Genomic DNA, 14,252 nt, shown 5'->3' with positions numbered 1-14,252 from the left:
TCTTATCTCTGAAGCTCTTTCCGCTTTCTGAAAGTATTCCTACCTGAAGGTCACTTCTATGACTTCAATATGTTCATACCTTCCAGGCTTTTTAGGAGCCTTTCCAGAGTGACTGAAGTATAGGGCTAACTCCCTTCCCTCCTGTACAAGTTCATAGGATAGATCCACCTCTCCAAAGGATTCTCCACCCTCTCCCTTGGGATTGATCCTCCTTTCCCCATAGGTCCTCTCCACATTAAATTTCAGCTCCCTGCCCTCCCTCTGCCTTCCCTTTATGGAGATATTCACCATCTTTTTCAGATGGCTGTATCTTCCGATATTTTCAATGGTCAATATCTTGATATCATCCATGGCAAAGCTTTCTTCGGGAGCCAGGTTGGTCAGGATATCCAGATTTTTATTCTCCCACCTGAGCTCTACGGGATCCTCTGGTTTATAGAGAAAGTAGCCCTTTAACCTTTGGGGAACTCCATCTGTTATAAAGGGGTAGCTCACCTCAAAAACAAAGCCCCTATTGAAACTTTCAATGTCCACCTCTTCCTTTAAAAGGGCTTCGATCTCCCCCTTGGAGATAAAGGTTTTTATTATGTAGCTCCTTCCATCCCCCTCTATCCTTGTATTTTCCTTCAAAAGATCTCTCCTTCCCCTGGAGGTGATGAGCTTGATATCCCCCTTAGAATCAAGGGCTCCTAGTTTATCTAGGTGAAATCTTGTCTCTGCGATTACTCCCCTTCCCGCCACTGCCTTTAAGCTTCCCCTTTCTCTTATCTCCTCCCTTGAGAACCCCTTCACACTAAATACCATAAGCATCAGAAGTATTACTCTCTTCACTCTTCTCCTCCCTCAATCTAAGAAATTCTCCCCTCTCCATCTCCTCTACTCCATACTCAGCCTCTAGGCCTCCTCCCTTGATGATATAGTTCCCATAGGGGAGATTTTCCAGGATAAAGAATCCGTCTGCTTCGCTCTCCTGCTCCCTTATAAGGAGAGCTCCCTGGTATACCCTTATGGTGGATTGTCCCCCTTCCAGGGTCCCGGCAATATCTCCCCTTCTGGTGAGGGGGATGTCTATCCTCTGACCTGTTCCGGCCCTTCCCTCTACATAGATGTAGTCGGATTCAGCCTTCCACTCAGGGAGAACTCTGAATCTGGAGATGTTAATTTCATTTATATGTTCGCTGCTTACCTCACCTATAAAGTACTCTCCCTCTCTTACGTCGAACTCCTCATCCCTGAAGAGGATGGTCCCCTCTGCCAACTTTTCTCCACTATCATAGATTCCATTGAGGTTTTCATCGTAGTAGATCCTTCCATATATCCAGCTGTCATCTAGGGCATCGCTCACCACAGCCATCCTGTCTAGAATAATTGTTTTTTCTGCTCTCACACCAAATCTTCCGTGGGAATCGGAGTAGTTGAAAATACCAGTTAACCCCTCTACTAGGTCGTAGCTCAACTCCAATCCTCCCCTGACCTCCTCGGTGTCCTTTCTTACAAAAATGGCATACTCCAGGGGACTTTTTTGGGTATAGTTTTGTAATCTCACCTCATACTCAATCTCTGTTCCCTCATCCTCATCGATGATGTCCATCTCTGCAATTCCTCTGGCACCACCTTTAAGGGGGGCAGAGATCCTTCCCCTATAGATGTGAGACCTCCCTTCATCCTCCTCAATCCTATGAATATAACCTGTTTCAAAGGAGATATTGGTGTAGTAGTAGGAGAGGTCCACCTCATACTCCCTCTTCTCATCCTCCTCTGTATAGGTCAGATCGTAGTAAAAATTCTCATGCTTGCTTCCTGCAGAGAGACTCCTCTTACTCTCGAAGTCATAGATATCTGATTCAGCCTCTATAAACTCATAGTCTATATCGTAGTTTAGTACCTCCAGATAGATGTTTCCCATAATATCCGCTTCCCTGCCGTTGCTTTGGGAGGAAAATCGGTAGGTAAGGGGAAGGTAGTCTGATTTGTGTATTATGCTTCCCTGACCAAAATCTTCAGCATACTCATCCTCAAGGGAGAGATACCCTCCTCCAAGGGTTGTATCTTCAGTGATACCATAAAAGACCTCACCAGCTCTGAGCTCCTCCTCCTCTTCAGTCTCTCCTAAAAAGAGGTTGTAGTCGTAGCCACCCTTTTCCTGGAGGTTTCTGGATGACTTGAGGTCTATCTCCTCCTCGGTGTAGTTGGAGCTTTCATCATAGATCCTCACTGTAAACTCCGTTGTGGAGTTGACCCTCACATCCTCAAAGGAGTAACGGCCATTTTTAACGGTCTGGTAGTCATAGAGGCTACCGTTTTTATAGAGCTCCACCACACTTCCTGTGGCAGCAAAGCCGTCTATGGTGGATCTACCAAACTCTTTGGTGTAGCTGTCGGATTTTATAGCTATTCCCTTAAAGCTTGAGTTGGGGAAGTAGGCAAGGTTGGAGTTTGTTTCCCCTACTACAATATCCTTATCCTCCAGTATCTGGTCATAGGTATGGTTCCAGTAGGAGACCTTTCCGTCGACTGTGTCTATAGAGGTGGCAAACTGCCCTCCTAAGATCCTGCTGGTATAATCCAGGTCAAACCTGTGTTCCCCAGTTTCAAGGTCTGTGTTGGAGTATGTCCCCTTTACCTTTCCCAGGCTAAACAATCTATTTTCCACCCTCCTTACACTCCTCTCCTCCTTCCTCTCCTCAGCTTTTTTCAGGCTGTCAAAGATAACTCTCTCATCCCTTACATCCCCTTCAAACTCATATCTTAGCTTAAAGTCAGGTTTAAACTCCAGGAGGAGATCGTTTTTATTGTAGTGCACTTCACCCAGTCTTCTTAAAAGCTCTATAGATATATAGAGCTCCTCATCTACTGCCATGAGGTCCTCATCCTTAACCTTTATCATCTCCTCTTTAAAGGTGAGGGTTTTTCTCTCTGGATCTATCCTCATGGAGGTAACAGGGGAGAGCTCCACCAGGAGGTCGCTCCCTGTATCCGTTATCCTTCCCTCGATAACCTCGACAAAATCTTCCAGGCCGATATATCTTTTCTCCTCCTCTATGACCCTGAAAAAGCCATGGTTGTATTTTTTCACTGTAAACAATACATAGTTATCTTCCGATCTAGCCTCCATAGTTGTTGCTATAAATATCAAGATTCTTAAAAACTTTATATTTTTTGCAAACTTATTCATAAATCATTGTCCTGTTTTACACCCCAAAAGTACTTATTAATTTGATAGTTTACTATATCAATGATATTAAAAATGTTGCATATGCCACACTTTTTCATTTTTTTCAGTATTTTACACATTTTTTATAGTAAAGTTGAATAGTTATAAGGGGCAGATTAAAAGTTATCTCTGTAGCATAGTAGATCAAAGTAAAGGGAGCCCCAATTGGAGCTCCCTTTTAACCCTAAAATTCCTTTTTCAAAAGAGTCAGATTTTTATTTAACCACTACAACTTTAAATGAGTTGCTAGTTCCTGTCTTAAAAACTTCATCTCCACAAGTGGCTACTATAATGTCCCCACTTCCAACTAGACCCATCTCCCTTGCTCTTACCTCTGCAACTTTGTGAAACTCCTCCAAATTAGTTATATTCTTTTCAACTGATGTGATTACCCCCCTGGAAAGAGTCAGCTGGCTTGCAGCCTTCTCATTGTTTGTGATGGCCAGAATAGGAGCTGTAGGGAAATACTTTCTTAGGGCTCTTGCTGCTCTACCAGACTGAGTTCCTACAACTATGAGCTCTGCTTCCAGAGTCTCAGCTGCTTCAACTGTTCCCTTAGCCACTGCCTCAGTGATTGAGATCTCCCCCTCAAATTCCATATCGAAGGCAGGAACCATAGAGTCTGTCTTGTGAGCGATCTGAGCCATGATAGCTACTGCCTCTACAGGGTACCTTCCCTTTGCAGTTTCTCCCGAAAGCATTACAGCATCGGTGCCGTCGATGATGGCGTTTGCCACGTCTCCAGCCTCTGCTCTTGTAGGTCTGGGGTTCTTGATCATAGAGTCAAGCATTTGAGTTGCAGTGATTACCATCTTCCCCGCTTCATTACACTTCTCGATCATCATCTTTTGGGCAAAGGGAACCTCTTCAACTGGTATCTCCACTCCAAGGTCTCCCCTTGCTACCATGATTCCGTCGGAAAGATCTAGGATCTCATCAAAATTATCTACCCCCTCCTGGTTTTCTATCTTGGAGATGATCATGATCTCCCTTCCGTCATTCTCATCCAGAACCCTTCTTACTTCCTTTACGTCCTCGGCTTTTCTGATAAATGATGCAGCTACGAAGTCAACTCCCTGCTCACATCCGAACTTAAGGTCGTTGATATCCTTCTCTGCAAGAGCCGGAAGGTTTACAGATACTCCTGGAAGGTTTACTCCCTTATTCTCTCCGAGTTCCCCGGTATTGTTTACAATACACTTAACTTCATCTCCTGCTACCTCTTTAACTGTAAGATCAATAAGTCCGTCGTCTATAAGGATTGTGTCTCCCTCATTAAGGTCTGCTGTAAGTCCCTCATAGGTAACTGCTACGATATTCTTGTTTCCTACTACAGTTTTATCAGTAGTAACTGTGAAGTCCTGATCAGCCTCAAGAACTACGTCCCTTCCTCCCTCTAGCTTGATTGTTCTGATCTCAGGACCCTTAGTATCCAGAAGGATGGCAGCCCTCCTGCCGTTTGCTGCCATAACTTCCCTCATATTTTTGATTCTTTCCCCGTGCTCCTCATAGTCACCGTGGGAAAAGTTAAGCCTCATAACATTTAATCCGGCACTAACTAGCTTAGTAAGCATCTCCTTACTACCAGTATCAGGTCCTATAGTACATACAATCTTAGTTTTTTTCACTAATCCTCCTCCACATCTATTTTAATAAGTTGAATTATATACTCTAAAGATTTTGATTATCGACTTAAGAGATCGAATTAAGGTCCAGAAAATAACTTATCTGGACCCTAAAAATTATCTACCACTCTTTTAGAGATTATTCGTTCTCTTTTTTAGGCAAATTAAAAAGCTTGTCTGAATCCTACTTTATAGAACATCTTATTTTCATCGCTCTCCCTGTTTCCAGAGGAATCCTCTACTCTTCCAGTCTGATAATATACCTCCCCCAGTAAAGTAAAGTCTTCAGATACCTTATGAGAGGTCTTGAGTCCGAATCTATGTCTCAGCCTATCCTTTTCTAGATCCGAACCATCCTTATACCTCTGCTCACGCTCTAGTCCTATTCTGGCAAAAGGTGTTAAGGTAGTTTTTCCATTCTTCAGTTTGTGATCATAAACAATTCTAAACTGATACTCCTCTGTACTGGAAGCATAGACCTCCCTCTTATATTCACTGTATAGAGATAAGCTTAATTTTTGTCCATTTGGTAATTTAAACTTTAATCCTGAATCAAGTTCGTGTCTATAATCAGAGCCATACTCCTTCCCCTCTACCCCATCGCCACCTCTTGTTTTGGTGTCATTTAATTTAGAGGTTGTTGGCGCTAAGAATCCTTCAAAGAACCATTCAACGCTATCATTTATTGTATATGACATATTTGGATAAATTCTGTATTGAATAATTTCATCATAGGTTGCTTCTCTTGCGGAATCTCCAGTCTCACTGCTGGCATAGTTCTCATACCTTATCCCCGCTTTAGGAGTAAACTTAAACCTTCCCATCTCCCATGCATAACCTAAATAGAGCTCCGTTCTCTTTCTTCTGTCCCCTTCATGTTCCTTATCATCCTCGTGAAGCCTGTATGAATACTTTGCCTCTATAAAGAATGGTGAATTGTTATAAGGGGACAATTTTCCCTTTATATATGGTAATACAAAATCTTTTTCTTCATAGGAGCTTGTGAAGTCTTCAATCTCCGTTCCAGCTTCAAAATACCCACTTGCTCCCATTGCTGACAATCCCATAACTCCGTACAGAAACCCTGCTGCTATTCTTTTTTTCATTTTCTCCCCCTAGTATAGTCTTAGCTTGCCTTTCTCTTAATATCTTCAACAATATCTCTTAAAAACTTAATATTTTCCTCCACTGTCTTCTCAGGTGCTTCAGGATAGTAGCCCTCAATGGTTATATATCCATTGAATTTACTTCTATAAACTTCCTCCAGAATCTCCCTGAAGTTTATCTCCCCCTCTCCCATCTTCATATGGGTCTTGCTTCCATAGCCCAAATTATCACTTATGTGTATGTGCACTACATCCTCCATGATCTCTCTGTAAAATCCGACTATATCATCGGTAATTGTGTAGGCATGGGCTATATCAAAGGTAAACTTTAAGTTATCCGAGTTTATCCTGTTTTTAACCTCTATCATATCCTTTGGAGTAAGGATGTACTCACCCTTTCTCCTTTCCATATTTTCCATGGCAAGGATAATACCCTCCTCCTCTGCTACCCTTACAATTGCAGAGAGACTCTCATAAAAACATTCCTCTGTCATTGAGAAGGGATCTTTTTGAGAGGTGTTTCTTCCAGGGTGAATAATCACCACAGGAGAACCTATCTTCCTTGCAAATCGTATAGAATCAGAGATTTGCCTCACTGCTTCTCTTCTGTTTCCGTAGTTTAGGGATGACAGGTTGAGATCCCTTATTGGGGCATGAACAGATACCTCAAGCTGCAGATTATCTAATTCATTCCTTATCTCTAGAATCTCCTCTTCAGTGGCAAGATCCAGAGAAAGTCTTGGATACTCTACCCACAGCTCCACCTCATCATATCCAACTTTTTTCAGGTATCTCAAAGCCTCTAAATTTTCCATATTCCAAATTGCTCTTGTTGATGTACCTAGTTTCATCATGTTCCTCCTAAATTAAATTAAAATGTTAACCCTACAACCTTCCAATAGGTCATGGCAGTTAAAACAAATACTATTATTCCGATTAAACTTATATAGGTTCCCGACTTTACCATATCCTCCATGTGAATGTGTCCAGTACCAAAGTAGATAAGGTTGGATTTTGCATTAAATGGGAATACAAAGTGGTGTGCATTCAACATTACTACCGGCATTATCAGGAATAGTGGATTAATCTCCAGTGTCTGTGCAAAACCTATTAAGATAGGTACCAGCATAGTTATTCTTCCGGTTTTACTGCTTGTAAGAACAATGATCAGCATTGTAATTGCGAGGATTACTCCCAGTACCATATATGGGCTCATATTATGAAGGTTAAGCTTGTCAAATATTCCATCGATAACCCAGTTAGTTGCCTTGGTTTTACCTAGGGCTGCTCCAGAGGCAATTGCTGCTGCATTAAAAACAATCAGTCCCCAGTTTATCTTTTTATTTGTCTCCTTCCAGTTAAGAACTCCAACCTTTGGAACAAATAGCAGGGAAGCACTTAGAAGAGCCACTGCTGCTGCATTTAAACCAGTCCAACGATCACACATCCAAAGGATTACAGTGCCTCCGAATATTGCTAAAACTCTCAGTTCATCTTTAGAGAGGGATCCCATCTCCTTGAGGTCTGTCTGAAAGGAGCTGATATCCATACTCTTATTTTTAGAGGGGAACATCCTTTTAATCATTACCCACCATATAAGGGCTAACATAATGTTAGGAACTAATCCCCATAGAAGCCAGTCCGAGTAGTATACCGTTGTTCCAGTTGCCTGCTTTACCATTTCAATAGCTAGAATATTTGATCCTGTAGCTGTAAGGATTGAGCTGGTAGCAAAGTGATCTGCTGCAGGAACTGTCAGGGTAACCTGTTTTGCAATATTGCTTTTCTCTCCCTCCTTTACCCCTAAAGCAGCAATAACAGCTAAAGCTATAGGTAGCAGCAATGTACTTCTGGCTGTTCCCGAAGGCATTAAAAATGCTATTGCAAAGTTTACTGCCATAAGGCTTAAAAGGAGCATAGAGCTGTTTTTTCCGAACTTAGTAATGATTGTAAGGGCCATTCTCTTAGCCAGATTCGTCTTAGCCATGGCTACGGAGATGATTAGTCCGGAGAGGACTAAGAAGTTTGTATCGGATCCCAGAGCTCCAAAGACGTCTTTTTGCTTGGTTACTTGAAATATAATTAAAAATGCTAAGATTAACAGGGAGCTTGCTGCTTCTGCAAAGGGTCTAAAGAGCCACACAATAAGTGCAAAAACAAATACTGCTATTGAATTTTTTCCAGCACTGGTTAATCCCTCTGGAAGGGGAGCCAGCATAATGGCAAACATTAATATTAAAGCGATTAAAAATGAATTTTTTTTCATGAATCCCTCTTTTGGGGAACTCGTACCTGATGATAGTGCTTCAGCGTTCATTACTTTCCTCCTAATTTTAATGATAAAGTTGATTTTTTGGTAAAATAAAAAGCACCCCCTTAATTTCTGATCGATCCAAAAAATTGAGTGCTCTATATAAAAACTTAGCTAAGTTTAAAACAGGTTTAATATCTCCTCTAACTTACCAGTCATCTGGTACATCTCATCCCTTCTCTTCTTCAGCAGACCAAGAGTAATAGCGTGGCAAAGGACCATAGGAAGAGAAAGAGAGTTAAGAGTCTCTATATCTCCCCTCTTTGCCGGGATGACGTATTGGGCGTGTTCCGCCAGTGGCGAGGTGTAATCATTGGTCATGGCAAGGGTTGTGGCTCCTATATTTCTGCCATATTTCAGGGCAACTGTAAGTTCCTTTGCCGGATTATGGAATCCGAATACAAAAATGAGATCCTCCTTTTTTAGAGACATTAATTCACTTGCAAAGTACTTCCCTGATTTATTGATTACCTTTACTTCCTTTCCGAAACGTTCCAGCCTGAACTTCATAAAGATAACCAGAGCTTCTGAAACCCCATAACCAATTAAATATATTTTATTGGCGTTGTTTAGAGAGGCAGTAACCTTCTCCATTAAGTTGTTGCTCCATGTTTCCCTAAATTCTAAAAGTCTATTTAAATCCTCCTGGATTATACTTAAATAAGGATCACTATCTATTCTGTCCATAGTATTTATGATCTTTTTATTGGTAGTTAACTTTTCTGAAAAGCAAGATGTAGCTTCCCTTCTAAAGTCCAAATATCCCTTGAAGCCTATTTTTTTTGTAGTCCTCACTACAGTTGCCTTACTCACATTTAGCCTCTCTGAGATTTGATCAACTGTATAGATAGAAATACTCTCAAGCTCCTCCAAGAAAAATTTTGCTACCTGTTTTTCCTTTTCAGTCATCTTACTTAAACTGCTTGCAATCTTTTTATTTAACTCTTCTCTCATATCCACCACCATATTAGCAACTTTTTTTTCTTAAGTCAACCGTTTTTGAAACTTTTTTTTCAGAAAAAGGTTCAAAAGTTATTTTTATAAAATAATAGTAACAAAATTTTCGGGACTTTGAAACTATTTTTTCAATAAAAACTAAGGGAATGGTATGATCTGTTGATGAAACTTTAGTTTCATACTTCTGATTACTTTATAAAAAAGTTTCAATTGAAGTTGAAGACCTATTAAGAGTTACTTTAATAATGGGGATTAATTACATATTTCACTGGCCTCCTCTAGGTTTATCGAATAGAGGTGGCACCACCTAGCCTCCCTGTAACTGCATCTGCAGCACTTATTCTCCATATCCTCACCTCCTCATAGGGTATTAAAACAATCTTTATCCCTTTAGAATACCAGCTCCATCGAATAAAAACTGTGGCTTATGCATCACTTAATTTACGTATTTTTCAAGGTCGTAAAAGTATCCTGGATGGAGACTCAAATATTAAAAATAAAAAAACTCTCCTCTTCAGGAAGTTCTGAAGAGAAGAGATCTTTTATCTATGATTCATGACTGCCTTTACCTATAGAAAGCTTAGGTAGCAATCAGTGAAATACTCATCTTCTTTTTATTAAATCCTATTCAGCTATAGGTAACATTTTAATAGTTGTTCCACCTAAAACTCTGCTAATCCTTCTACCTATCAAACCTTTTCTTATACTCCTCCAGCTTAACCTGGTCTACTATTCGTATCTTTCCCTGAACTTTTTCTATGATCTCCTGATCCTGAAGCTTCTTTATAAACCTCTGGATGCTTCTTACCTTTATATTTAACAGCTCAGATAATTCTTTGGTTCTTCCTGTATTAATGGTTTTATTCTTTTCCAGGTAATTTATAAAGAACTCTTCATCTGAGAATACATTTTTAAGGATTAGATACTTTGCTTTTTCAAAGTACTCCTCTACACTCATCATTATAAGTTTTTCAAGAACTCTACTCTTTCCATTAAATTGAAGGTCCATAATCTTCTCCAGGGGTAGGTAGGCAATCTTGGAGTCCTCCTTTGCTACTACATCCATATCAAAGACCTCCCCGCTACGTCCTAACCTTTTGGAAAAGGAGTAGTTGGCTCCTGAGATCTCTCCTTCAAAGAGGTCCATATAGAACTCACCCCCCTCAGGAGTATATATTATACGCTGGATATGTCCCTCCATCAGATAGCATGCATTGAAGCTTCGTACATTTTCGTGAAAGTTAAATTCTCCCTTCTTCATCTGGGAGACAGTAATCATATCCTCAAAGGGAGTTCCTATGAGCTCCTTTAAATTTACTTCATACAATATTTCTGCTTTAGTCATCCTTCTATCTCACCCTTCATCTCTTGAAAATAATCTATAAAAACCCTACTACAATAAGTTGGTAAACCAACTAAAAAAATAAAAAATATCTTGCGAAAGGTTCCGCAAGATATCTCAAATAATGAATACCTTCTTTACCTATTTAACTGCTAATCCTCAGTGATTGTATTCCTTACCTTCTCTAAAAAGGATAGGAACTGTTCCTTTTCATTCTGAGTAAAGGCTTTATCCAGCTTAGCTTCTATTTCTCCCAGATATTCCACTACTTTTGGGTATACCTCCTCACCCTTGGGGGTAAGATAGAGCTTATAGACCCTCTTATCGATCTCGCCTCTTCTTCTTTCAATATATCCAGCACTTTCCATTCGTTTAATGGCTTTAGCTATAGTTGTCTTATCCTTCTTTAGTTTCTCCGCGAGATCTTTTTGGCTGATCCCCCTCTCCTCCCTTATAGTTACTAAGAGAGGCATCTGTCCGCTTCCTGAAAGCTCGGAAATTGTATTTTTTTCCATATACCATTTAAGCTCCTTGGCGGTGTATAGTAAACTCGTTCCAATTAGATCTGTTAATTTCATAAAATCACCCTTTTAAAATAGTTGGTAGATCAACTAAATTATAACAGGGATAGCTTGTCATGTCAAATTCCACAAAATTAAAGGGAGCTCTAAAATTGGGATGAGCTACTCCTTCCTTCCCTTAACCCTTCCATAGGAAAGGGTATCCCTTTTAGGGCAGGCAGTTATACACTCAAAGCAGTTGATGCACTGGGCATTTCTCACACTATCTACATGGGAGATGGAGATATTCATGGGACATGCTCCATTGCACCTCTTGCAGTTTATACAGCTATCTTTCCTTCTTTTGATGGTAAAAACTCTGGTAAGGCTTGCAATACCATACTTGGTTGCTTCTATACACAGGTAGTTACAGAAGGGCCTTTCAAATAACATGGAGATAAATAGAAAACCTATCATGACAACCACAGAGAGAGAAACCACTATAGTGGAGAGATCGGTTCCTGCAGTCATAAATACCTTATAGCTGTTAACATCTTCTAAAAATATCGTACCTAAGCCTGCGAGAGCAAGGATCGCAAGGATATACCTGGAATATTGAAGGTAATTTTGAATATCTTCCGGCATTCTATACTTCCTTTTAAAAATCCTCTTCCCCAGAGCTCCGAAAAACTCCTGGGCGGCTCCGTAGGGGCACAGCCATCCACAGAAAAAGTTTCCTGTCAGAAGGGAGAGGGGGAGTAGCGCAATAAAAACTACCTTGAACTTCATGTATAGCCCCAACAACAATAAACCCAAAAATATAAGTTGAAGAGTATTTCTGATTACTTGTATCCTTCTACTCAAATTATTACCTCCACATATCTATTATTTTAGTTATATATAATTCCTATTGAACTGAATAATTATTCCTCATATATCTAACAGTTCTCCTAGCCTTGATTATTAAGTTATGCCTCTTTTCAATAAAGTTAAAGGGTGCAAGAAGCTCTATTACCTTTTCGTAAAAGAAAACATCTCCGTCAAGTTAGTTGGCCTACCATCAATATTATACACGGTATTAGTTGGTAGGTCAACTTTTTCAAAAAGATTTTTCGACCTGAGAAGGATCGGCTAAATAACTAACTTCTGGACCATTATTATTCCGGGTTTATAGAGCAGAGAGAGTAAAGGGAAAAGCTGCAAAGGATTTATTTTAAGATATCCCTCCATTAGGAATATCTTCCTCCGACCTTAATTCTCTCTCTTTTTATTTTTGTAAAGTAAGATTCCTCTTGAGAATCTCTGAGACTTAATCATGGGGTGATTTCAGTGGTGGATAAAATTACAATTTTGTGATAGATTATTTAATGTAAAGAGATAGTAAGGAGGATAGAATTTTGAATAGTTTATGCAGCATCTTGCAAGAGAATATCAAAAAATATCATAACAGAACATATATAAAAACTTCCAAGGGGGTTATGACCTATGAGGAGTTTGGAAGGGGGGTAGTTTCCTGGCAGAAGCACCTCCTGGAACTTGGAATAAAGAGGGGGGACAGGGTGGGGATCATCTCGGAAAAATCTCCCGAGCAGCTAAAGGCCTTCTATGCCATCTGGTCCCTGGGAGGGGTTGCCCTTCCAGTAAATGAGTCTTTGGGAAGGGAGGAGACGGATTTTATCATAAAAGACAGCTCCCCTGCTCTCATACTTACCAGCAGAAAGTTTCGGTCCAAGGTAGCGGAGATATTTTCAGAGGTTCTCATATTTGATGAGATAGGAGGGGGCCCTGTAGAGGAAGACCTTCGTGCGGAGGAGATCTCTCCAGATGATCTGGCGGCCCTCATCTATACCAGTGGTTCCACGGGAAATCCCAAGGGGGTTATGCTCACCCATAAAAACCTGGCTGTAAACAGCAGAAGTGCCATAGATTTTGTGGGAATTAACAAAGAGGACAGTTTCTACTCCCTTCTTCCTTTCTGGCATGCCTTTGCCCTTACAGTGGAGGTGATTATTCCCATGGAGACCGGAGCTTCCGTATGCTTTGCCGGAGGTCAGAGAGATTTTGTAAGGAATATTCCAAGCTTTGAGCCCTCTATTATTCTGGTTGTACCGAGGATTCTGGAGATAATGAAGGGTGGAATTACAAAGAAGGTTTCCGGTGCAGGAAGTAGGGCTCGTTCCCTCTTTGAAGGAGCCCACAGAGTGGCCTCCTCTGTAGAGGATTCCATAAAGCCTATTAGGATTCCTATAGGGAAGGTCCTTCAGAAAACAATCTTTGGAAGGGTCAGAGAGACCTTTGGAGGGAACTTCCGTTTCTTCATTTCAGGGGGAGCTCCCCTGGACAGAGAACTGCAGGCCTTCTTTAACAATATGGGAATGCCTGTGCTTCAGGGATATGGACTTTCCGAGAGCTCCCCTATAATAAGTGTGGATCACCCAGATAGGATCACTCTAGGAAGTGTAGGGCCTATGCTGGACTGGATGACCCCTCAAGGGGGAGGAGACTTTACCTTCCTTTCAGATGAGGGGAAGGTATCCAAGGATATAGAGGGAGAGCTCCTTGTAAAGGGAGACTGTGTTATGGCTGGATACTGGAACTTTCAGGATGGTACAGCCAAGGAGATAGAGAATGGATGGCTTCACACTGGAGACGTGGGATACCTGGATGAAGACGGAAAACTCCATATAAAGGGACGTAGAAGCAATATGATCGTTCTTGCTGGAGGGGAGAAGATCCACCCGGAGCATATAGAGGATATCCTAAAAAAATCCCACTACATCGATGATGTGATGATCATGGGGGAGAAGTGTAAAAACCTCTATGCCTGCGTAACAGTTCCCGAGGAGTATACAGATCACTGTCCTGCCACTCTAAAGGAAGATATATGGCGGGAGATCAAGGAGCACACCCTTCACCTGGCCCCATACCAGAAACCCAAGGATTTCATCATTCTTCCCAACTTTAACCCTGAAAACGGAACCTATACAGGAACCATGAAGATCAGGAGACATACCATAAAGGAGCTTCACAGAAAGGAGATAAGATCCCTCCTGAAGTCTGTGGGGGAGGAGAGGGAAACAGCGTAGAAAACTTTCCAGGTGTCATTTGTCATATTCGGATTTAGATACTTCCTGTAGAATTATCTCTAGGGATAGCTGTAATTGGTAAAAATTAAAGGAAGAGGTTTAATCTATTTC

At 40.9% G+C, this 14,252-nt stretch carries 11 protein-coding genes; 1 reads left to right on the top strand and 10 read right to left on the bottom strand.

The window, feature by feature from the left end; all coding sequences use genetic code 11:
- Positions 1 to 39 precede the first annotated feature (39 nt).
- The 10 genes from QMG11_RS04290 to QMG11_RS04245 form a co-directional block, all read right to left on the bottom strand.
- Complete coding sequence (locus QMG11_RS04290) at positions 40 to 831, bottom strand: hypothetical protein (RefSeq protein WP_281833727.1); 792 nt, start codon at positions 829 to 831, stop codon at positions 40 to 42.
- Positions 794 to 3,175 carry a fimbria/pilus outer membrane usher protein gene (locus tag QMG11_RS04285; protein ID WP_281833726.1) on the bottom strand — a complete coding sequence of 794 codons (2,382 nt, stop codon included), beginning with the start codon at positions 3,173 to 3,175 and terminating at the stop codon, positions 794 to 796. Before QMG11_RS04285 ends, QMG11_RS04290 begins: the two co-directional genes overlap by 38 nt.
- Positions 3,176 to 3,429: 254 nt before the next feature.
- A complete protein-coding gene (pykF, locus tag QMG11_RS04280) occupies positions 3,430 to 4,842 on the bottom strand; it encodes a pyruvate kinase PykF (RefSeq protein WP_281833725.1) in 1,413 nt (470 codons plus the stop codon).
- A 161-nt stretch (positions 4,843 to 5,003) separates the two neighbouring features.
- Entirely contained in the window at positions 5,004 to 5,945 is a 942-nt protein-coding gene (locus QMG11_RS04275) for a TonB-dependent receptor (protein WP_281833723.1), read from the bottom strand.
- 20 nt (positions 5,946 to 5,965) lie between these two features.
- Positions 5,966 to 6,796 (bottom strand): sugar phosphate isomerase/epimerase family protein, encoded by an 831-nt coding sequence (locus QMG11_RS04270; protein WP_281833721.1) that lies wholly within the window; start codon positions 6,794 to 6,796, stop codon positions 5,966 to 5,968.
- A 20-nt stretch (positions 6,797 to 6,816) separates the two neighbouring features.
- A complete protein-coding gene (locus QMG11_RS04265) occupies positions 6,817 to 8,262 on the bottom strand; it encodes an SLC13 family permease (RefSeq protein WP_281833720.1) in 1,446 nt (481 codons plus the stop codon).
- A gap of 114 nt (positions 8,263 to 8,376) precedes the next feature.
- Entirely contained in the window at positions 8,377 to 9,210 is an 834-nt protein-coding gene (locus QMG11_RS04260) for a MurR/RpiR family transcriptional regulator (protein WP_281833718.1), read from the bottom strand.
- A gap of 685 nt (positions 9,211 to 9,895) precedes the next feature.
- Complete coding sequence (locus tag QMG11_RS04255) at positions 9,896 to 10,558, bottom strand: Crp/Fnr family transcriptional regulator (protein WP_281833717.1); 663 nt, start codon at positions 10,556 to 10,558, stop codon at positions 9,896 to 9,898.
- A 149-nt stretch (positions 10,559 to 10,707) separates the two neighbouring features.
- Positions 10,708 to 11,133 carry a MarR family winged helix-turn-helix transcriptional regulator gene (locus QMG11_RS04250; RefSeq protein WP_281833715.1) on the bottom strand — a complete coding sequence of 142 codons (426 nt, stop codon included), beginning with the start codon at positions 11,131 to 11,133 and terminating at the stop codon, positions 10,708 to 10,710.
- 105 nt (positions 11,134 to 11,238) lie between these two features.
- Complete coding sequence (locus QMG11_RS04245; protein WP_281833713.1) at positions 11,239 to 11,919, bottom strand: 4Fe-4S binding protein; 681 nt, start codon at positions 11,917 to 11,919, stop codon at positions 11,239 to 11,241.
- A gap of 533 nt (positions 11,920 to 12,452) precedes the next feature.
- Here QMG11_RS04245 and QMG11_RS04240 point away from each other — a divergent pair.
- Entirely contained in the window at positions 12,453 to 14,141 is a 1,689-nt protein-coding gene (locus tag QMG11_RS04240) for an AMP-dependent synthetase/ligase (protein WP_281833711.1), read from the top strand.
- The last annotated feature ends 111 nt before the right edge of the window (positions 14,142 to 14,252 follow it).

The sequence above is a fragment of the Propionigenium maris DSM 9537 genome, assembly GCF_027925155.1.
In the GTDB taxonomy this organism is placed as follows: Bacteria; Fusobacteriota; Fusobacteriia; order Fusobacteriales; family Fusobacteriaceae; genus Propionigenium; species Propionigenium maris.
The sequence above is the reverse complement of the archived record's forward strand: the minus strand, read 5'-3'. Positions and strand labels throughout refer to the sequence as shown.